The sequence below is a fragment of the Streptomyces ferrugineus genome, from assembly GCF_015160855.1.
Classification (GTDB): Bacteria; Actinomycetota; Actinomycetes; order Streptomycetales; family Streptomycetaceae; genus Streptomyces; species Streptomyces ferrugineus.
Genome location: NZ_CP063373.1, coordinates 484,861 through 504,571, shown reverse-complemented (window position 1 = coordinate 504,571; position 19,711 = coordinate 484,861). Strand labels below are relative to the sequence as shown.

The 19,711-nt window shown below is 69.3% G+C and carries 15 protein-coding genes and 5 tRNA genes; 9 read left to right on the top strand and 11 right to left on the bottom strand.

The window, feature by feature from the left end; translation table 11 throughout:
- Positions 1-48 precede the first annotated feature (48 nt).
- From IM697_RS02395 to IM697_RS02380, 4 genes are all read right to left on the bottom strand, one after another.
- A tRNA-Lys gene (locus IM697_RS02395) sits at positions 49-121 on the bottom strand.
- Positions 122-314: 193 nt separating this feature from the next.
- Positions 315-2,393, bottom strand: a complete 2,079-nt coding sequence (locus IM697_RS02390; RefSeq protein ID WP_194044227.1) for a DEAD/DEAH box helicase — start codon at positions 2,391-2,393, stop codon at positions 315-317.
- Between the two features lie 244 nt (positions 2,394-2,637).
- Positions 2,638-3,177 (bottom strand): hypothetical protein, encoded by a 540-nt coding sequence (locus IM697_RS02385; protein ID WP_194044225.1) that lies wholly within the window; start codon positions 3,175-3,177, stop codon positions 2,638-2,640.
- 109 nt (positions 3,178-3,286) lie between these two features.
- Complete coding sequence (locus IM697_RS02380) at positions 3,287-3,637, bottom strand: metallopeptidase family protein (protein WP_194044223.1); 351 nt, start codon at positions 3,635-3,637, stop codon at positions 3,287-3,289.
- 83 nt (positions 3,638-3,720) lie between these two features.
- Here IM697_RS02380 and IM697_RS02375 point away from each other — a divergent pair, with 83 nt between their 5' ends.
- From IM697_RS02375 to IM697_RS02345, 7 genes are all read left to right on the top strand, one after another.
- Positions 3,721-5,295 (top strand): metallophosphoesterase family protein, encoded by a 1,575-nt coding sequence (locus tag IM697_RS02375; protein WP_194044221.1) that lies wholly within the window; start codon positions 3,721-3,723, stop codon positions 5,293-5,295.
- Positions 5,296-5,375: 80 nt separating this feature from the next.
- A tRNA-Glu gene (locus IM697_RS02370) sits at positions 5,376-5,448 on the top strand.
- Between the two features lie 37 nt (positions 5,449-5,485).
- Positions 5,486-5,560, top strand: a tRNA-Asp gene (locus tag IM697_RS02365).
- Between the two features lie 25 nt (positions 5,561-5,585).
- Positions 5,586-5,659, top strand: a tRNA-Phe gene (locus IM697_RS02360).
- A 130-nt stretch (positions 5,660-5,789) separates the two neighbouring features.
- Positions 5,790-9,767 (top strand): ATP-dependent RNA helicase HrpA, encoded by a 3,978-nt coding sequence (gene hrpA, locus IM697_RS02355; protein ID WP_194044219.1) that lies wholly within the window; start codon positions 5,790-5,792, stop codon positions 9,765-9,767.
- Between the two features lie 94 nt (positions 9,768-9,861).
- Positions 9,862-9,936, top strand: a tRNA-Asp gene (locus IM697_RS02350).
- A gap of 321 nt (positions 9,937-10,257) precedes the next feature.
- Positions 10,258-10,452, top strand: a complete 195-nt coding sequence (locus IM697_RS02345; RefSeq protein ID WP_194044217.1) for a DUF6274 family protein — start codon at positions 10,258-10,260, stop codon at positions 10,450-10,452.
- 483 nt (positions 10,453-10,935) lie between these two features.
- Here the strand turns inward: IM697_RS02345 and bldC are convergent, their stop codons facing one another.
- Together bldC and IM697_RS02335 are read right to left on the bottom strand one after the other, a co-directional pair.
- Positions 10,936-11,142 (bottom strand): developmental transcriptional regulator BldC, encoded by a 207-nt coding sequence (gene bldC, locus IM697_RS02340; protein WP_003949541.1) that lies wholly within the window; start codon positions 11,140-11,142, stop codon positions 10,936-10,938.
- 625 nt (positions 11,143-11,767) lie between these two features.
- Positions 11,768-12,610, bottom strand: a complete 843-nt coding sequence (locus IM697_RS02335; RefSeq protein WP_194044215.1) for a DUF8083 family protein — start codon at positions 12,608-12,610, stop codon at positions 11,768-11,770.
- 222 nt (positions 12,611-12,832) lie between these two features.
- On the opposite strand from IM697_RS02335, the gene IM697_RS02330 reads away from it, so the two are divergent.
- Together IM697_RS02330 and IM697_RS02325 are read left to right on the top strand one after the other, a co-directional pair.
- Complete coding sequence (locus tag IM697_RS02330; RefSeq protein ID WP_194044213.1) at positions 12,833-13,921, top strand: Leu/Phe/Val dehydrogenase; 1,089 nt, start codon at positions 12,833-12,835, stop codon at positions 13,919-13,921.
- 306 nt (positions 13,922-14,227) lie between these two features.
- Positions 14,228-14,485 (top strand): DUF3073 domain-containing protein, encoded by a 258-nt coding sequence (locus tag IM697_RS02325; RefSeq protein ID WP_194044211.1) that lies wholly within the window; start codon positions 14,228-14,230, stop codon positions 14,483-14,485.
- 88 nt (positions 14,486-14,573) lie between these two features.
- On the opposite strand, the gene purM is transcribed toward IM697_RS02325, so the two are convergent.
- From purM to IM697_RS02300, 5 genes are all read right to left on the bottom strand, one after another.
- Positions 14,574-15,641 (bottom strand): phosphoribosylformylglycinamidine cyclo-ligase, encoded by a 1,068-nt coding sequence (gene purM / locus IM697_RS02320; RefSeq protein ID WP_194044209.1) that lies wholly within the window; start codon positions 15,639-15,641, stop codon positions 14,574-14,576.
- 46 nt (positions 15,642-15,687) lie between these two features.
- A complete protein-coding gene (gene purF, locus IM697_RS02315; RefSeq protein ID WP_194044207.1) occupies positions 15,688-17,217 on the bottom strand; it encodes an amidophosphoribosyltransferase in 1,530 nt (509 codons plus the stop codon).
- A gap of 61 nt (positions 17,218-17,278) precedes the next feature.
- Complete coding sequence (locus IM697_RS02310) at positions 17,279-18,049, bottom strand: META domain-containing protein (protein ID WP_228044466.1); 771 nt, start codon at positions 18,047-18,049, stop codon at positions 17,279-17,281.
- 71 nt (positions 18,050-18,120) lie between these two features.
- Positions 18,121-18,918 (bottom strand): maleylpyruvate isomerase family mycothiol-dependent enzyme, encoded by a 798-nt coding sequence (locus IM697_RS02305; protein ID WP_194044203.1) that lies wholly within the window; start codon positions 18,916-18,918, stop codon positions 18,121-18,123.
- Between the two features lie 275 nt (positions 18,919-19,193).
- Entirely contained in the window at positions 19,194-19,694 is a 501-nt protein-coding gene (locus tag IM697_RS02300) for an ArsR/SmtB family transcription factor (RefSeq protein WP_194044201.1), read from the bottom strand.
- Positions 19,695-19,711: the final 17 nt, after the last annotated feature.

The window sequence follows — 19,711 nt, the reverse complement described above, 5'->3', positions numbered from 1 at the left end:
CAGGCGCTGCACAGCAGGTCAGAGGGGGTATCCCCCGCCTACAACCCGTAGGCCCTGTGGGACTCGAACCCACAACCAATGGATTAAAAGTCCACTGCTCTGCCAATTGAGCTAAGGGCCCAGACGATGTTGCCACCCCGAGCATAGCCGCACCTGGCCGCGTCTCCGATCGGGTATCGGGGACACGGCCGCGTCGACGTCGGGGACACGGCCACCGCGCCCCCGACGTACACAGCAGAGCGCCGCGGCCCGAACCGGCCACGGCGCTCCGCACGTTCACTGCTCAGCCGGCGCTCACCGGCGCCCGGCCGACGTCAGCCGTTGCGCTTCCAACGCGGCTTGTCCTCACGGCGCCCGAAGGAGCCGCCGCCACGGTGGTCGTCACGACGGCCGTACGGCCGCTCGTGGCCACCGGAGCGGAAACCGGGACGGTCGTCACGGCGGTCGCGGTTGAACGGACGGTCGCTGCCACGGTGCCCGCCACGCTCGTCACGCCGGTCGAAGGAACGCCCGGCACGGTCGTCGCGACGGAAGCCGCCACGGTCACCATCGCGGTCCCGACGCTCGAACGAACGGCCACCGCGGTCACGGTCGAAGGAACGCCCACCACGGTCGTCCCGACGGAAACCGCCACGGTCACCATCACGGTCCCGGCGCTCGAACGAACGCCCGCCACGGTCACGGTCGAAGGAACGCCCACCACGGTCGTCCCGACGGAAACCACCACGGTCACCACGGTCACCATCGCGGTCCCGACGCTCGAAGCCACGGTCCCGGTCCCGATCACGGTCACGGTCACGGTCCCGGTTGAACCCACCCCGGTCGTCCCGGCGCTCGAAGGAACGCCCACGGTCCCGGCCGAACCCGCCCCGGTCGCCCCGCTCACGGTCGTTCCGCTCCACGTCCTGCGCCACCGGCTGCTCGGGCACCGCCACCTCGACGGCCTCCGCGGCCTCGGCCACCGCCGCCTGCGCCTCGGCCACCGCCGCCTCGGGGTCATCGCCCCGCTCGCGCGCCACACGGGCGACGAGCCGGTCGGCCTCCTCGCGCAGCTCCACGGCACGCCGCTGCGCCCGCTCCAGCTGCTTGGTCAGCTGAGCCACCTCACGCTCGGCCTGCTGCGCGGCGTTGCCCGCGGACTCCGCCTGCACCTCGGTCATCGAACGGGCGCCGGTGATCTCGGCGACCTCCGGGTCGAACGCGGCACCGCCCTGGATGATGTGGCGCGAGGCGTCGACACCCGCGTCCTCCATCAGCCGGAAGATCTGGCGGCGCTGGTGCGGAAGTGACAGCGAGACGACCGTACCCGTACGCCCCGCACGCGCCGTACGGCCGGCCCGGTGCAGGTAGTCCTTGTGGTCACCGGCCGGGTCCACGTTCAGCACCAGGTCGATGCCGTCGACGTGGATACCGCGCGCGGCGACATCCGTGGCGACGAGCACGTTGACGTACCCGTCCTTGAAGTCGGCCAGCGTCCGCGTCCGCGCACCCTGCGTCATGCCGCCGTGCAGCGCGTCCGCCTTCGCGCCGGCGTCGCGCAGCTGCTCGGCGACACGGTCGGCGCCCAGCTGGGTGCGGACGAAGATGATCGTCCGGCCCTTGCGGGAGGCGATCGCGGCCGTCACCGGCGCCTTGTCCTTCGGCTTCACGATCAGGATGTGGTGCGACATGGTCGTCACGGCACCCTGGGCGGCGTCGACCTCGTGAAGGACCGGCTCCGTCAGGTACCGGTCGACGAGAGTCTTGATCTCGTTCTCCATGGTCGCGGAGAACAGCATCCGCTGACCGCCCGCCGGAACCTGGTCGAGCAGCTCCGTCACCTCGGGCAGGAAGCCCAGGTCGGACATCTGGTCGGCCTCGTCGAGCACGGCGACCTCGACGTCCTCGAGGGAGCAGGCGCCGCGGTTGATGATGTCGCGCAGTCGGCCCGGGGTGGCGACCAGCACGTCCACGCCCCGCTCAAGGGCGTAGATCTGGTTGCCCATGGACGTACCGCCGCACACGACCTTCATCTTCAGGCCGAGCTGGTCGCCGTACGGCTGCAGCGCGTCCGCGACCTGCATCGCCAGCTCACGCGTCGGGGTGAGGATGACGGCGCGCGGCTTGTGCTTGGCGGTACGGCCGCCGGACAGCCGCGCCAGCGTCGGCAGACCGAACGACAGGGTCTTGCCGGAGCCGGTGCGGCCACGGCCGAGGATGTCCTTGCCGGCCAGCGCGTCCGGAATGGTCGCGGCCTGGATCGGGAAGGGGACCGTCACGCCGTTCTGCGCGAGCTTGCGCACGACGCCCTCGGGCAGACCGAGGTCCGCGAAGGTGACCTCGGGGGTCTCCTCGGCGGCCGCGACCTGGGCGTCCTCGGGCATGACGACGTGGTCAGTACTGGAAATGGACATGCGTAAGCGAAACCTTCCGGAGTCTCGTCGGCACGCGCCCGTCAACTCCGTGATTCGCAATACGACCGCCTCAATGCGGTCCGCCACGGCAAGGGAGAGTACGCGCCACACGGCGCGCTCTGCAGTGGCGCCGGGCAAATGGGATCAAACGATCTACCACCATACGCACCCCCAGCCCCCCAAGGCAAACCGGCCGAAGCCGGTGTAGGCAACGTCACTCGCGCCCGGCCCTACCCACCCCACCTCACGCCGGCGCCCCCGCGGCCGGCGCCGGCTCCCGCTGCCCCAACTGCGGCCCCGTCTCCTCATGCGCCGACGACGACGGCTCCGCCTCCGTAGGCGTCGGCGCGACCGTCGACGGCTCCGCGCTGGGCGTCGGCTCCGGCTCCACCGACCGGGCAGGCGTCGGCTCCGCCGTACGCGTGGGACCCGGCTTCTCACTCCGCCCCGGCTTCTGCGGCCCGTCGCCCCCCACCGGAGCCGACGCACTCACCTCCGTGGACGGCGAGACCGACGGAGACGCCGACCCTGCGGCCCCCTTGCCGCGCTTGCCCTCGCCCTTGGCCTTGTCCCGCTCGCCACCATCCGTATGCGCCCCGTACCCGGACCCACCACCCGACACGGCCGACCCCCCGTCCGGCGCCTCACCACCCCGCTGCCCGGCCGAATGCGACGGCCTCGCGCCCCCGCCACCACCGTCGTCGCCCACACTCATACAGCCGGCGGCCGCGGCGACGGCCACCACCGTGGCAGCCAGACGGACAGGAACAGACAAGGGGCGCACGGTGGCCACCTCCAGTGGCGGGCGAAGAAGTCAACCTGCCCAACTCCCGCCGCCCACAAGAGGACACGCGCCCCGAACAAGCCGGACCGCACACCTCACACCCGCGCACTCACCCGTATCCGAGCGCATGCAACCGCTCATCGTCGATCCCGAAGTGATGCGCGATCTCATGCACCACCGTCACCTCGGTCTCCTCGACGACCTCCTCCCGCGACCCGCACATCCGCAACGTCGGCCCCCGATAGATCGTGATCCGATCCGGCAGCACCCCGGCATACCACTCGCCGCGATCCGTCAGCGGAGTCCCCTCGTACAACCCGAGCAGCTCAGGATCGTCCGCCGGCGGTTCGTCCTCGACGAACACCGCGACGTTGTCCATCAGCCGCGTCAGCTCCGGCGGAATCCGGTCCAGGGCCTCGGCGACCAGTTCCTCGAACTCCTCGCGTGTCATCTCCAGCACAGGCCCATTGTCGGGCACGACCCAGCCCCGGGAGCCGCGAACGGCCCGGCATAACCACCCCCGCGCTTGGGCATACGGGACCAATGGCCCGCGTCCCCGCCGCAGTCATGAAAGCCATCGGTCACCTCCCCAGGGCTCCGCGCGCCCTCGCCCGCCGCTACGCCACCCGCCGCCCCCTCCCCACCCTCGAACTCGTCACCCACCCGCACCCCTGGAGCCGCGCCCTCGGGCTCCTCACCGTCGTCCTCCTCGGCGCCTGGCTCGGCCTCCTCATCGTCGGCAACGTCCGCGTCCCCGTCGGCCCCATGAACACGACGATGACCCTCCGCCCCTCCGTCACGGGCGGCACCAAGATCAACGTCTCCCCCCTCGGCGCCCTCCAACTCGACAGCCACAACGCCCCCGTCCGCCTCGACGTCAACGTCGACCAGCTCGACCCCGAACGCGCCCAAGCCCTCGTCGACCACCCCGAACGCCTCTCCGGCCTCCAGGACGAAGTCACCCAGGACATCGCCCACGGCACCCGCGACCTCGCCCTGCGCAGCTGCGTCGCCGTCGTCACCGGCGCCGCCGCCCTCGGCCTCGCCGTCTACCGCCGCCCCCGCCGCGCCCTGGCCGCCGGCGGCCTCGCCCTCACCCTCCTGGCCGCGTCCGGCGGCACGGCATACGCCACCTGGAACCCCGAATCAGTCCTGGAACCGAAGTTCTCAGGACTCCTCTCCTCCGCCCCGTCCCTCGTCGGCAACGCGCGCAGCATCGTCACCGAATTCGACGTCTACCAAAAGGAGTTGGCCCGCCTCGTCACCAACGTCACCAAGCTCTACGACGCCACCTCCACCCTCCCCGCCTACGCCCCCGACCCCAGCACCATCCGCGTCCTGCACGTCTCCGACATCCACCTCAACCCCGCGAGCTGGAAGATCGTCGCCTCCCTCGTCGACCAGTACAAGATCAACGTCATCGTCGACTCCGGCGACACCATGGACCACGGCACCGCCGCCGAGAACGGCTTCCTCGACCCCATCGAAGACCTCGGCGCCCCCTACGTCTGGGTCCGCGGCAACCACGACTCCCGCATCACCCAGCGCTATCTGGAAGACCTCGAGAACGTCCACGTCCTCGACGACGGCAAGGCGGCGAACGTCGCCGGGCTGCGCTTCGCCGGCATCGGCGACCCCCAGTTCACCCCCGACCGCTCCAAGGTCCCCGGCGGCGACGCCGCCAACGAACTCGCCGGCGCCCGCCTCGCCACCTCCCTCCGCGACCAGAAGGCCGCTGGCACCCCCGTCGACGTCGCCGTCGCCCACGAACCGGTGGCAGCCCGCCAGACCGACGGCGAGGTCCCGCTGGCCCTGGCCGGCCACATCCACCACCAGGAGACCGAGCTCCTGCGCTACGGCACCCGTCTGCGCATCGAGGGCTCCACCGGCGGCAGCGGCCTGCGCGCCGTCGAAGGCAAACACCCCGACCCCATCCAGACATCGGTCCTGTACTTCGACCGCGCCACCCACCGCCTCCAGGCCTGGGACGAGATCGAACTCGGCGGCCTCGGCCTGACCACCGCGGAGGTACGACGCCACCTGGTCGAAGAGAACCAGCCGGGCGCGACGGACTCCCCGTCCCCGCCCCTGTCCCCCTCGCCCGCACCCACCCCGTAAACCGTTTTGGCGATACCTCCCGACATCCCATATGCTTCTCACGTCCCCGACGCGCTGAGAAGCGCCCAGGCGGGCCGATAGCCCTCATCGTCTAGCGGCCTAGGACGCCGCCCTTTCAAGGCGGTAGCACGGGTTCGAATCCCGTTGGGGGCACGCAGTACGGTGTGCGACACTGTCGTACGCATCGCTTGGTCCTGTGGAGCAGTTTGGAGTGCTCGCCACCCTGTCAAGGTGGAGGCCGCGGGTTCAAATCCCGTCAGGACCGCTGTGAGGCCTCTCGAAGCCCTCACGGCTGGGTAGCTCAGTTGGTACGAGCGTCCGCCTGAAAAGCGGAAGGTCGCCGGTTCGACCCCGGCCCCAGCCACAACCTTCAAGGGCCCCGATCACACGGTCGGGGCCCTTGATGTTTCGCATCCCGAGACACTGCCCTCGCACCGACGCCCGGATCAAATGGTTAGCCAGTGATTTGGGCGAGGTGAGATCCTGGACCGCGTATGTCTACGCACCCTGCCCCCGCCCTCGGCTCCCTCGCCCCCCGTCTGTCCGAGCTTTCGCTGCGTGATGCGCATCGGCTCGGCAGGCGGCTCGAGGGCGCGCGCAAGATCCGTCAGGCGGAGGCTCGCTCCGCTGTGCTCGGTGAGATCGAGGCGGAGATCGTCAAGGCCGAGGAGCGGATGGCGGCGCGCCGGGGCCGGGTGCCCGCCGTGGGCTATCCGGAGCAGTTGCCGGTCAGCCAGAAGCGGGATGAGATCGCGGCGGCCATCCGGGATCATCAGGTCGTGATCGTGGCCGGTGAGACCGGTTCGGGGAAGACGACGCAGATTCCGAAGATCTGTCTGGAGCTGGGGCGCGGCGTCAGGGGGATGATCGGGCATACGCAGCCTCGGCGTATCGCGGCTCGTACGGTCGCCGAGCGGGTGGCGGAGGAGTTGGACACGCCGCTCGGTGAGTCGGTGGGCTGGAAAGTGCGGTTCACCGATCAGGTGAACCCCGAGGGCACGTTCATCAAGCTGATGACGGACGGCATTCTGCTGGCCGAGATCCAGACGGATCGCGAGCTGCGCGCTTACGACACGATCATCATCGACGAGGCGCACGAGCGGTCTCTCAACATCGACTTCCTGCTGGGGTATCTCGCGCAGTTGCTGCCGAGGCGGCCCGATCTGAAGGTCGTCATCACTTCGGCGACGATTGATCCGGAGCGGTTCTCGCGGCATTTCGGGGATGCGCCGATCATCGAGGTGAGCGGGCGGACGTATCCGGTGGAGGTGCGTTACCGGCCGTTGCTCGAGGAGGATTCCGAGGACACGGACCGGGATCAGATCACCGCGATCACGGACGCGGTCGAGGAGCTGATGGCGGAGGGGAAGGGCGACATCCTGGTCTTCCTCTCCGGTGAGCGGGAGATCCGGGACACGGCGGATGCGCTGACGAAGAAGCAGTATCGGTTCACGGAGATCCTTCCGCTGTACGCCCGCCTCTCGCACGCGGAGCAGCATCGTGTCTTCCAGCAGCACACCGGGCGCAGGATCGTTCTGGCGACGAATGTCGCCGAGACGTCCCTGACGGTTCCGGGCATCAAGTACGTCATCGATCCGGGCTTCGCCCGTATCAGCCGCTACAGCCATCGCACAAAGGTGCAGCGGCTCCCGATCGAGCCGGTTTCCCAGGCCAGCGCCAACCAGCGCAAGGGCCGTTGCGGCCGCACCAGTGACGGTATCTGTATCCGGTTGTACAGCGAGGAGGACTTCCTCGCGCGGCCGGAGTTCACGGACGCGGAGATCTTGCGGACGAATCTGGCGTCGGTCATTCTGCAGATGACGGCGGCGGGGCTGGGCGACATCGAGAAGTTCCCGTTCATCGATCCGCCGGACCATCGCAACATCCGCGACGGTGTGCAGCTTCTGCAGGAGCTCGGCGCGCTGGACCCGACGCAGAAGGACGCGCGCAAGCGGCTCACGGACACCGGCCGCAAGCTGGCTCAGCTGCCCGTCGATCCGCGTCTGGCGCGGATGGTTCTGGAGGCGGACAGGAACGGCTGTGTCCGTGAGGTGATGGTCATAGCGGCCGCGCTGTCCATCCAGGATCCGCGGGAGCGTCCGTCGGACAAGCAGGCGCAGGCCGATCAGCAGCATGCCCGTTTCCGGGACGAGACGAGTGATTTCCTCGCGTTCCTCAATCTGTGGCGCTATGTCCGTGAGCAGCAGCGTGAGCGCGGGTCGTCGTCCTTCCGTCGCATGTGCAAGCAGGAGTATCTGAACTTCCTGCGTATCCGTGAGTGGCAGGACATCTACACGCAGCTGCGGACCGTGGCCAAGCAGATGGGCATCCATCTCAACGAGGACGACGCTCCCAGCGATCGGGTCCACATCTCCTTGCTCGCCGGGCTTCTCTCGCACATCGGGATGAAGGATGTGAAGGAGTCCAAGGACTCGGCGCCGGCCGGGCGCAGGGAGGGCGGCCGGAACGAGTATCTGGGGGCGCGCAACGCGAAGTTCGCGATCTTCCCCGGCTCGGCGCTCTTCAAGAAGCCTCCGCGGTTCGTGATGTCGGCGGAGCTGGTGGAGACGTCCCGGCTGTGGGCCCGGGTCAATGCCCGGATCGAGCCGGAGTGGGTCGAGCCACTGGCGGGGCATCTGCTGAAGCGGACGTATTCCGAACCGCACTGGGAGAAGGACCAGGCGGCGGTGATGGCGTACGAGAAGGTGACGCTGTACGGCGTCCCGATCGTCGCGCAGCGCAAGGTCAACTACGGCCGTGTGGACCCGGAGGTCAGCCGCGAGCTGTTCATCCGCAATGCCCTGGTCGAGGGTGACTGGCGTACGCATCACAAGTTCTTCGCCGACAACCGCAAGCTCCTCAGTGAGGTCGAGGAGCTGGAGCACCGGGCGCGGCGCCGGGACATCGTGGTCGATGACGAGACGCTGTTCGACTTCTATGACCAGCGGGTTCCCGAGCATGTGGTGTCGGGTGCCCATTTCGACTCCTGGTGGAAGCGCAAGCGGCACGAGGAGCCGGAGTTCCTGGACTTCGAGCGGGAGATGCTGATCCGGGAGTCGGCGGAGGCGGTCACCAAGGCCGACTATCCCGACTCGTGGCGGCAGGGGGCGCTGAAGTTCCGGGTGACGTACCAGTTCGAGCCGGGTGCGGACGCGGACGGTGTGACGGTGCACGTCCCGCTCCAGGTGCTCAACCAGGTCACGGACGAGGGCTTCGACTGGCAGATTCCGGGTCTGCGGGAGGAGTTGGTGACGGAGCTGATCCGTTCCCTCCCGAAGCCGATTCGCCGCAACTATGTGCCGGCGCCGAACTTCGCGAAGCGGTTCCTCGATACGGCCGTTCCGCTCCAGGAGCCTTTGACCGTGACGATGGCGCGGGAGCTGAAGCGGATGGTCGGCGTCCCCTTCGAGGCGGACGACTTCGACTGGGCGAAGGTCCCGGACCATCTGCGCATCACGTTCCGGATCGTCGACGAGCGGCGGCGCAAGCTGGCCGAGGACAAGGATCTGGAGGCGCTGAAGCTCCGCCTGAAGCCGAAGGCCCGCAAGGCGCTGTCGCAGGCCGCGGCGGCGACCGCTTCCCGGCAGGGCGGGGAGTCCCTGGAGCGCAAGGGTCTGACGGACTGGACCATCGGCTCGCTCACCCGTGTCTTCGAGACCCGCCGTGCCGGTCAGCCGGTCAGGGCGTACCCGGCGCTGGTGGACGACGGCGACACGGTCTCCGTGCGCCTCTTCGACACCGACGCGGAGCAGGCGCAGGCGATGTGGCGGGGTACGCGGCGGCTGATCCTGCGCAATATCCCGGTCAGTCCCGCGAAGTTCGCGAGCGATCGCCTCACGAACCCGCAGAAGCTCGCGCTGTCCGCGAACCCGCACGGTTCGATCCAGGCCCTGTTCGACGACTGCGCGATGGCGGCGGCGGACAAGCTGATCGCCGACTTCGGGGGGCCGGCGTGGGACGAGGAGTCGTATCGGAAGCTGTACGACAAGGTGCGTGCCGAGATCGTGGACACGACGGTGCGTGCGGTGGGCCAGGTGCAGCAGGTCCTCGCCGCCTGGCAGGCCGCTGAGCGGCGTCTGAAGGGCGTGCGCAGCCCTGCCCTGCTGGCGAACCTCACGGATGTGCGCAAGCAGCTGGACGCGCTGGTGAAGCCGGGTTTCGTGACGCAGGCGGGGCTGCGCCGGCTGCCCGACCTGATGCGCTATCTGATCGCGGTGGACCGCCGTCTGCAGCAGATGCCGACGAACGTCCAGCGGGATACGACGCGCATGGAGAAGGTCCACGAGATGCAGGACGAGTACGCCTGGCTCCTGGAGCAGATGCCGCAGGGGCGGCCGGTGCCGCAGCAGGTGCTGGACGTCCGCTGGATGCTGGAGGAGCTGCGCGTCAGCTATTTCGCGCACGCGCTGGGCACGGCGTACCCGATCTCGGACAAGCGGATTGTGAAGGCGATCGACGCGCTGGCGCCGTAACGGGGCGTGCACGCTGGGTGAGTTCGACCAGGGGGCGCACCCTCCTGTACAGTCTCTTCTCGCAGCGCAACGCACGAATGGCGCAGCGAAACCTGGTCCTGTGGAGCAGTTTGGAGTGCTCGCCACCCTGTCAAGGTGGAGGCCGCGGGTTCAAATCCCGTCAGGACCGCAGTGAGTGGAGAAGGGCCCGTATCCCATGGCGGATGCGGGCCCTTCTTCACGTCCCGGTGCCGGCACTCCCCGTATGTCCCGGTCGCGGCACCAACCAGCCCGTCCGGCGTTTGAGGACGAGGCCCGCTCAGGGCCGAAGCGGGGGTCTGGGGGCCGCAGGCCCCCAAGGGGCGGCCAGGGGCGGCGCCGGGCGCCCTCAGCGCGCCGGGCACCCACAACGCGGCGCCACCGACGGAGTCCCCCGCCGCCTTGACGGCGTCACATTCGCTCGGTACCCAGAAATCAGGGCTCTTTCTCGCATGGCTCCTGGAGGTGGCGTATGGCGGCATCGGCTAGGCACGAGACGCGGGCGTTGCTCCGCGCGCACCTGTCGGCCGCCTCCTCCTATCGGCACCTCACGCGGCACTGCCCGATATGCCATCGCCTGCTGCGGCTGGCGATGGATCCGGGCACCCGCAGCTACCGGCCGGTCCGGGACGAGGTCGCCGAGGAGGAGGCCCCGTCCACCGCGTGATGCTCGGCGGTCAGGTCATGGCGTCAACTCCCGCCTCGTGGCGGGCAACTGGATCACACGGGTCCCATTAGCGCACATGGGGCAGAAGCAACAAGCACCGTGGCGTGTGACGGGTGTCACCGTATAAGTTTCCGACCGAGTAGGACTTACACCCCTCCTACAAGTGGTCAATTTAATATGTGCAATTGCACCAGGTTCCAGGCAGGTTCCGGGCCCGGTCGTGCACAGTCCCGGCACACACCGGGCACATACGCAGTCCCCCCTCACCGGTCACCCAGAGTGCAGCCGTCGGGGGCACAAAAAGATCGCGCTGGACCCGGCGGAGTCCAGCGCGATCGACGACGCACCCTTGTCGCGTGCCTGAAGTGCTCTGTTCGGCTTGGGCGTGGGCCCTGTTGGGGCAGGACCCGCGTCGCTTGGAGCTAGGGTTCGGGCGCCGCGGCGAGTTGGGGGAACTGCCGTTTTGCCCGGTTATGGAGTTGTTCAGGCCTCGCTGCGCTGCTGCGGGATACCCGCGAGCAGAGCGCGGACCTCAGCCTCGCGGTAACGGCGGTGTCCGCCGAGCGTACGGATGGAAGTAAGCTTCCCGGCCTTCGCCCACCGCGTGACCGTCTTGGGGTCCACGCGGAACATGGTGGCGACCTCAGCCGGGGTCAGCAGCGGCTCGGCATCAGGGGTGCGAGCGGTCATGAGCGGCCTCCTCGGGAGAACCGAACCTTCTCGGTTCTTTCCTCTAAATTCTGCACCTTGACCCGCGTTGCCCGAAATGGCGGACGCGAGTCGAGTCGGTTATAGGACGAACGGCTTGTCCTCGGCACTACAACTACACCATCTGTCCAGCCGCGTCGGCCAAACCGATGGAATTGCCCTCCCAGGTGTTCATCAGCGACGGAAGCCGATGGACCATGCCATAGCGGACAGTCACGCCACTGTGACGATCAGTCACAGTGGCGTGCAGGAGTCTCAAGACCCCCCAAAGCGTGCAATGTCGAGAGAGAGTCCTCCCCGGACTCCTTGTCCTATTTTGGCACGAGGAGGGGTTAGGGGCGCAAGAGCCGCGTACGTGCATTCCGTCACGCTTGCGCGCGTAGACGCACCCTTGATGCATACGCCCGGATCGGGGCCTACGCCCCATGTTGACGAGACATCAGAAACCCCAGAAGGAGCACGAAACCCCAAAACGGGCGGCCCGTCAAACGCCAGTTCGTTACGTCACACAGTGCGTCAGATCACACAGGCAACTGTGCGTCAGATCACACAGGCCGCAGTGCGTTGGATCACACGGGCAATAGTGTGCTGGATCACACCGGCCGGCTCAGTTCGCCGAACGCCGGTCCCGCACCGACCGCCACCGCTCCACGAGCCGCGCGTACGCCTCCCCGGCGCCCGTCCCGTCGCCCTGGCGCAGCGCCTCGATGCCGTCGGCCACATCGGCCGCCGAGTGGTCGTCCTCCAGCTCGCCGGCCGGCAGGGTGTGCACGAGGCCGCCGTAGTCCAGCTCGACCAGGGAGCGCGGGTGGAACTCCTCCAGCCAGCGCCCGACGTCCACCAGACCGTCGATGAGGGGGCCCGCGTCGATGGTGTCCTTCAGCGTCCGCAGGGCCCGTGCCACGCGCCGCCGGGCCTGCACCATCGGCGTCCGGTAGCGCAGCATCGGCGGCACCTCGCCGGAGCCCTTGTCGAAGCGCCGCTCCTCGTCCGACACCAGCACGAACCAGTGCAGCGGCACCTGCCAGGTCGAGGTGCGGATCCACGGCCGGGCGTCCGGGTTGCGGGCCAGCCAGCGCTCGTAGTCCTGGGCCGCCTGGCGCCGTACGACCTCCGGCAGCACCGCGTCGAGCACCGGCTTCGGCAGCTCCTCGGGCAGCTCCCCGAGCGCCTGCCAGCCGCGCAGCCGGGTGCGCCACGGGCACACGCACAGCACCCCGTCGATCTCCAGCACGAAGGCGTCGCTGCTCTCGTGCACCGGCACCGCGACGGGCGGGGTGGGCAGCAAGTCCGCCAGCGAACGGCGCAGTTCGTCCTGGTACGAGGGCCGGTCGGGGCGGCGGGCGTAACGGGCCCAGTGGCCGCGCTCCGGCTCCGGGAAGGCCGCCAGCGGCTCGTACACCCGCAGATAGGTCGTGTACGGGACGATCACCGAGGACACCTTGGGCACGCCTGCTCCCTCCCCCGCCGTCTGCCAGGGAAACCTGCGAAACCCGCTGACAAACGCGCGGGAAAACTATGCAAATCGTCGCACGGCCTTACTCCGGGAGTAGGTGATCCTGAGCTCTGCGGGTTGGACGGGCGCTCACGGGTCTAATCTCATGCTCAACAGCACCCGCCACCCGTACGGGAGCTCGCTCCAACCGCCGCAAAGTACTCAGGAGTCACCACAGTGACCGACGTAACACACGGCGTCCTGCACACCCTGTTCCACTCGGATCAGGGGGGTCATGAGCAAGTCGTGCTCTGCCAGGACCGAGCCAGCGGCCTCAAGGCCGTCATCGCCATCCACTCCACCGCCCTGGGCCCGGCCCTCGGCGGTACGCGCTTCTACCCGTACGCCTCCGAGGAGGACGCCGTCGCCGACGCGCTGAACCTCGCGCGCGGGATGTCGTACAAGAACGCCCTGGCCGGACTCGATCACGGTGGCGGCAAGGCCGTGATCATCGGCGATCCGCAGACGATCAAGAGCGAGGCGCTGCTGCTGGCCTACGGCCGGTTCGTGGCCTCGCTGGGCGGCCGCTACGTCACCGCGTGCGACGTCGGTACGTACGTCGCCGACATGGACGTCGTGGCCCGTGAATGCCGCTGGACCACCGGCCGCTCCCCCGAGAACGGCGGCGCCGGCGACTCCTCCGTGCTCACCGCCTTCGGCGTCTACCAGGGCATGCGGGCCTCCGCCCAGCACCTGTGGGGCGACCCGTCGCTGCGCGGCCGCAAGGTCGGCATCGCCGGTGTCGGCAAGGTCGGCCACCACCTGGTGGAGCACCTGCGGGCGGAGGGCGCCGAGGTCGTCATCACCGATGTCCGCGAGGAGGCCGTCGGCCGCATCCTCGCGGCCCATCCGACGGGCGTCACGGCCGTCGCCGACACCGCGACCCTGATCCGCGTGGAGGGCCTCGACATCTACGCCCCGTGCGCGCTCGGCGGGGCCCTGAACGACGACACCGTGCCGGTGCTGACCGCCCAGGTGGTGTGCGGCGCGGCCAACAACCAGCTCGCCCACCCGGGCGTCGAGAAGGACCTCGCCGACCGCGGGATCCTCTACGCGCCCGACTACGTGGTCAACGCCGGCGGTGTCATCCAGGTCGCCGACGAACTGCACGGCTTCGACTTCGAGCGGTGCAAGGCGAAGGCCTCGAAGATCTACGACACCACGCTGGCCATATTCGCACGTGCGAAGACGGATGGGATTCCGCCGGCCGCCGCGGCCGACCGGATCGCCGAGCAGCGGATGGCGGAGGCCCGCGCAGCGCACTGATTCGCCGAACCGGGCCTCTCGCACAGGTTTGACCGGTACCCGCCGGTGGGCAGTTGGAGAGAACTCTCACTTCTACCGGCGGGTCGACCGCCGATAAGTGGTTAAAATCGCGGTTGACCAGCGAGGACGGGGCGCCTCGAAGGTCCTGGGCACACGCCTGTGCTGCGGGCGACGTACCGTATGGGCGCGGGCTCAGGTACCGTGGAAGCCCTACGGACCGGCCTCTCTGCGGAGAGTCCGTTCCAGATCATGAACGCGTGTCGAGACTCTGGGGCCGTCGAGCCCCGTCACCGAGGGGGTCGAGCCATGGGGCGCGGCCGGGCCAAGGCCAAGCAGACGAAGGTCGCCCGCCAGCTGAAGTACAACAGCGGCGGGACTGACCTGTCGCGTCTGGCCAACGAGCTGGGCGCTTCGACTTCGAGCCAGCCGCCGAACGGCGAGCCGTTCGAGGACGACGAAGAAGACGACCCGTACGCCCAGTACGCGGATCTCTACAACGACGACGATGAGGACGACGAGGACGACGAGTCCGGTCCCACGTCGCAACAACGCCGCGGCGCTTGACTGTCCAGCAGTGCCTGACCCGGTCCTGAGCGGTTTTCCGCCGGACCGGGTTTTGCGCTGCCCTCGCCGGTCGCACCTCGCGGCGCTCCTAGCGTGAATACGTGCCGACCAGGGCGGCGCCGGTGGTGTGCTCGCCACGATCCATGATCTCGCCCGCGAACCAGGCGTCGACCCCACGGTCGGCCAGCGTCGCCAGGGCGGCGTCCGCGGACTCCTCCGGGACGATCGCGATCATGCCGACGCCCATGTTCAGGGTCTTCTCCAGCTCCAGCCGCTCGACCGAGCCGGTCCTGCCGACGAGGTCGAAGATCGGGGCCGGGGTCCAGGTGGACCGGTCGACGGTCGCGTGCAGGGTGTCGGGGATCACCCGGGCCAGGTTGGCGGCCAGACCGCCACCGGTGATGTGGCTGAAGGCGTGCACATCGGTGGTGCGGGTGAGGGCCAGACAGTCCAGCGAGTAGATCTTGGTGGGCTCCAGCAGCTCCTCGCCGAGGGTGCGGCCCAGCTCGTCGATCTGCGTGTCCAGGGCGAGACCGGCCTGGTTCAGCAGCACGTGGCGGACCAGCGAGTACCCGTTCGAGTGAAGGCCGGACGCCGCCATGGCGATCACCGCGTCACCCGTACGGATGCGATCCGGGCCCAGCAGCCGGTCGGCCTCCACGACGCCCGTACCGGCGCCGGCGACATCGAAGTCGTCCTCGCCCAGCAGACCCGGGTGCTCGGCCGTCTCGCCGCCCACCAGGGCGCAGCCGGCGAGCACACAGCCCTCGGCGATGCCCTTGACGATGGCGGCGACCCGCTCGGGGTGGACCTTGCCGACACAGATGTAGTCGGTCATGAACAGCGGCTCGGCGCCGCACACCACGATGTCGTCCATGACCATGGCGACCAGGTCGTGGCCGATGGTGTCGTAGACGCCCAGCTGGCGCGCGACGTCGACCTTGGTGCCGACGCCGTCGGTGGCGGAGGCCAGCAGCGGGCGCTCGTAGCGCTTGAGGGCGGAGGCGTCGAAGAGGCCGGCGAAACCGCCGAGGCCGCCGAGGACCTCGGGGCGCTGGGTCTTCTTCACCCACTCCTTCATCAGCTCGACCGCGCGGTCGCCCGCCTCGATGTCGACGCCCGCGGCTGCGTAGCTGGCACCAGTTGTCTCAGACATGGCTAATGAGAACCTTCGTGTCGTACAGCAGGTATAGCGGGCTGTTTTACGGGCGACGGATCGCGTCGACGGCAGCCGGGGCGGCCGTACCGGCCGCGAGCTCGGTCTCCAGGAGCTGCTTGCCGAGCAGCTCGGGATCCGGGAGCTCCATCGGGTACTCGCCGTCGAAGCAGGCGCGGCACAGGTTCGGCTTGGCGATGGTGGTCGCCTCGATCATGCCGTCGATGGAGATGTACGCCAGCGAGTCGGCGCCCATCGAGGTGCCGATCTCCTCGATCGACATGCCGTTGGCGATGAGCTCGGCGCGGGTGGCGAAGTCGATGCCGAAGAAGCAGGGCCACTTCACGGGCGGCGAGGAGATCCGGATGTGGACCTCGGCGGCGCCCGCCTCGCGGAGCATGCGGACCAGGGCGCGCTGGGTGTTGCCGCGCACGATCGAGTCGTCGACGACGACCAGGCGCTTGCCCTTGATGACTTCCTTCAGCGGGTTCAGCTTCAGGCGGATGCCGAGCTGGCGGATGGTCTGCGAGGGCTGGATGAACGTACGGCCGACGTAGGCGTTCTTCACCAGGCCCGCGCCGAACGGGATGCCGCTGGCCTCCGCGTAGCCGATGGCGGCCGGGGTGCCGGACTCCGGGGTCGCTATGACCAGATCGGCGTCGACCGGGGCTTCCTTCGCCAGCTTGCGGCCCATCTCCACGCGGGAGAGGTAGACGTTGCGGCCGGCGATGTCGGTGTCCGGGCGGGCCAGGTACACGTACTCGAAGACACAGCCCTTGGGCTTCGCTTCCGCGAATCGGGAGGTGCGAAGGCCGTTCTCGTCGATGGCGACGAACTCGCCCGGCTCGACCTCGCGGACGAAGCTGGCGCCGCAGATGTCGAGCGCGGCGGACTCCGAGGCGACGACCCAGCCGCGCTCCAGGCGGCCGAGGACCAGGGGGCGGATGCCCTGCGGGTCACGGGCGGCGTAGAGGGTGTGCTCGTCCATGAAGACGAGCGAGAAGGCGCCCTTGACCTGCGGGAGGACCTGGTGCGCGGCCTCCTCGATGGTCAGCGGCTTGCCGTCCTCGTCGACCTGGGCCGCGAGCAGCGCGGTGAGCAGGTCGGTGTCGTTGGTGGCCGCGACGCGCGGGGTGCGGCCGCCCTCCTGCTTGGGCAGGTCGGCGACCATCTCGGCGAGCTGGGCCGTGTTGACCAGGTTGCCGTTGTGGCCGAGCGCGATCGAGCCGTGCGCGGTGGCGCGGAACGTCGGCTGGGCGTTCTCCCACACGGAGGCGCCGGTGGTCGAGTAGCGGGCGTGACCGACCGCGATATGACCCTGCAGCGAACCGAGCGAGGTCTCGTCGAAGACCTGGGACACCAGGCCCATGTCCTTGAAGACGAGGATCTGGGAGCCGTTGCTGACCGCGATCCCCGCGGATTCCTGGCCCCGATGCTGGAGGGCGTAGAGCCCGAAGTACGTGAGCTTTGCGACCTCTTCGCCCGGAGCCCAGACACCGAAGACGCCACACGCGTCCTGGGGGCCTTTCTCGCCGGGGAGCAGATCGTGATTGAGTCGACCGTCACCACGTGGCACGCCACCGAGTGTAGGCGAGATCGACCACTGGTCCGAATTGGGGATACGCGACCGTAAAGGATCACTCGGCGGCGGCCGCGCTGACGCGCTCGCCGTTTTCGCTGGTCAGGGTGAGGTTGCGGTGATCCAGTTCGTACTTCACCGTGCCGTCGAAGAGGCCCAGGAGGGTCTTCTCCGTCTTCATGAGTGAGGTGTCGCACATCATTCGGGTGGTGGACGCGGTGCCGAGCGTGATACTGCCGTCGCGGAACGTCGCTGTCGCCTTCACCTTGTTGCAGCCGAGGCTGCCGCTGACCTGTCCGGTCTTCTCGTCGAAGGTGAGATGGGCCTTGCCGTCGGCGTCGGGGCTGGTGATGGTCCACTTCGTGCCCTTGAGCGGGGCGGCGTCCTGCTTGCTGAGGGCCACTCGGTCGCCGTCCGCCGTGGTGAGGGTGAGCTTGTCGCCGTCGACCTCGGTGGTGAGTTCGCCGTCGGTGAGGGTGCGGGCGAGGGTCTGCTCGAAGCCCGTGGGTACGCCCTCGCAGGCCATCTCGGTCGACTGCATCCTGTCGAAGGTGACGCGGCTGTCGGCGAAGGCCGCGTCGGCGCTGAAGTTGTTGCAGCCGAGGTTGCCCCTGGCCTTGCCGCCGTCGGCGATCCGCAGGTAGGTGCTGGTCGGGGCGGCGCTCTTCTTTCCGTCGACGGTGACGTCGTCGACCGCCCAGTGGACGCCGGTGACGGCAGCCGACGGCGCGGCGCCGACCGTGTCGCTGCCCGCGTCCTCGCTGCCGCAGGCGGCCGCGAGCGGGAGGAGGGTCAGGGCGGCGAGGGCGGCCAGTCGCTTTGTGTCCATGCCGAGTGTGTCCATGCCGGTGGGACGGGAGGGGCGCGGGACCGGTTCCGCTCGGTTCCGCTTGGCGGATGTCACCCCATGAGCGGCAGCAGCCCGCCCAGGTCCGCCCGCTCCCCGCTCGCGCTCACCTTGGCCTCCGTGACTGCCTCCTGCCACGTCAGCCGTCCGGTGGCCAGTCGGATCCAGGTCAGCGGGTCGGTCTCGACGACGTTGGGCGGGGTGCCGCGGGTGTGCCTCGGGCCCGGTACGCACTGCACGACGGCGTACGGCGGGATGCGCACCTCGGTCGAGCCGCCGGGTGCCTTTGTGGCGAGTGCGTCGGCGAGGAGGCGGGTGCAGGCGGCGAGGGCCTGGCGGTCGTGGGGGATGTCGAGGCCGGGGACGGCGGCGTTCAGGTCGTCGGTGTGGACGACGAGTTCGACGGTGCGGGTGACCAGGTAGTCGGCGAGGGTCATGGCGCCGGTGCGGGCGGCGAGGACGCGGTCGCCGGGGGCGTCCGCCAGCGCCTGGGTGAGGCGGGCCTCGGTGTGGGCGTAGAGGGCGTCGAGGTCGGGGTGGGCCATGGCGAGGTCGCGGGTGCCGTCGGCGATGTCTTCCGCTCGGGCGGCGGTGGCGAAGGGCCAGTCCAGGAGGGTGAGTCCGGGCTTGGCCGGCTCGTCGCGGTCGAGGTTGCGGCTGACGGTTTCCACGGCCATGGTCACGTGCGCGGCGAGGTCCCGCACGGTCCAGCCCGGCAGGCGGGTGGGGAGCGCCAGCTGCTCGTCGGTGAGGGTGTGTACGGCGTGGCGTACATGACCGAACTGGGTGAGCACCGCGGTACGGATCTTGGCGGGGTCGTAGGTGCGGGTGCGCTTCTTGGCCGGGGGCATGGGCTGCAGCCTATGCGGGTGGTCGGTGGGGGTGCGTGGGTGCCAACGGCGGTGGGTGGGGGTTCGCGTTGATGCCTGCGGCGCCTGTGCGGGGTGTGTGGGGGTGCGCGTAGCGCCTGCGGTGGTGGGGTGGGTCGGGGCCGTGGGGGGGGTGTCCGTCCTCGGACCGGCGGCTGGAGTCGGGCAGGGTGCTGAGCGTTTCTTGACGCCGGCCACTGCGGGCGGACACCCCCCGCCACGTCCCCTTCCCGCCGTACGCGGCTGCGGGTGCGTTCCTACGGCCGTGCCGTCGACAGTGCCACCAGTAGGGGTACGACCCTGCCGGGTGGGACCTCGTAGCGGCCCCGGCCGGTGGTGTGCAGCCAGCCTGCGCCGGTCAGTTGGCGTAGGTGGTGGTAGATCTGGCCCGTGGTGCCGATCTCGTCCAGGTCGGCCAGTTCGGCCGCGGTGCGTCGGCCGCCCAGGATCTCGCGGAGCAGTCGCAGGCGGACCGGGTGGCCGAGCGCGGCGAATGACTCGGCGGACTCGGTCCAGTCGTCGCCCAGCAGGCCCTCGGTCAGGGTGCCGTGCTGCCAGTCGTAGCGCTCTCCGGTCGGCAGCCGTACCGTGCCGGTGAACAGGACGCCTCCGTCGGTCGCTCCCAGCTCGGCCAGCTGGTCCTTGAACCCTTGCAGGGCCCAGAAGTCGCCCTCGCTCAGGCGGGGGGCGGTGTGCTGGGCGCTCTCCAGCGCTGCCAGCCGTCGCTCCAGGTCGGCAACGCGTTGTTCGAGGCTCACGGCCTTGATTTTGCGGA

Excerpts from the sequence above, each read along its gene's own strand:
- IM697_RS02325 (WP_194044211.1), top strand. The coding sequence starts at position 14,228 with ATGGGGCGCGGCCGGGCCAAGGCCAAGCAGACGAAGGTCGCCCGCCAG.
- IM697_RS02305 (WP_194044203.1), bottom strand. The coding sequence starts at position 18,918 with ATGCCCCCGGCCAAGAAGCGCACCCGCACCTACGACCCCGCCAAGATC.
- purM (WP_194044209.1), bottom strand. The coding sequence starts at position 15,641 with ATGTCTGAGACAACTGGTGCCAGCTACGCAGCCGCGGGCGTCGACATC.
- bldC (WP_003949541.1), bottom strand. The coding sequence starts at position 11,142 with ATGACCGCTCGCACCCCTGATGCCGAGCCGCTGCTGACCCCGGCTGAG.
- hrpA (WP_194044219.1), top strand. The coding sequence starts at position 5,790 with ATGTCTACGCACCCTGCCCCCGCCCTCGGCTCCCTCGCCCCCCGTCTG.
- IM697_RS02310 (WP_228044466.1), bottom strand. The coding sequence starts at position 18,049 with ATGGACACAAAGCGACTGGCCGCCCTCGCCGCCCTGACCCTCCTCCCG.
- IM697_RS02375 (WP_194044221.1), top strand. The coding sequence starts at position 3,721 with ATGGCCCGCGTCCCCGCCGCAGTCATGAAAGCCATCGGTCACCTCCCC.
- IM697_RS02345 (WP_194044217.1), top strand. The coding sequence starts at position 10,258 with ATGGCGGCATCGGCTAGGCACGAGACGCGGGCGTTGCTCCGCGCGCAC.
- IM697_RS02390 (WP_194044227.1), bottom strand. The coding sequence starts at position 2,393 with ATGTCCATTTCCAGTACTGACCACGTCGTCATGCCCGAGGACGCCCAG.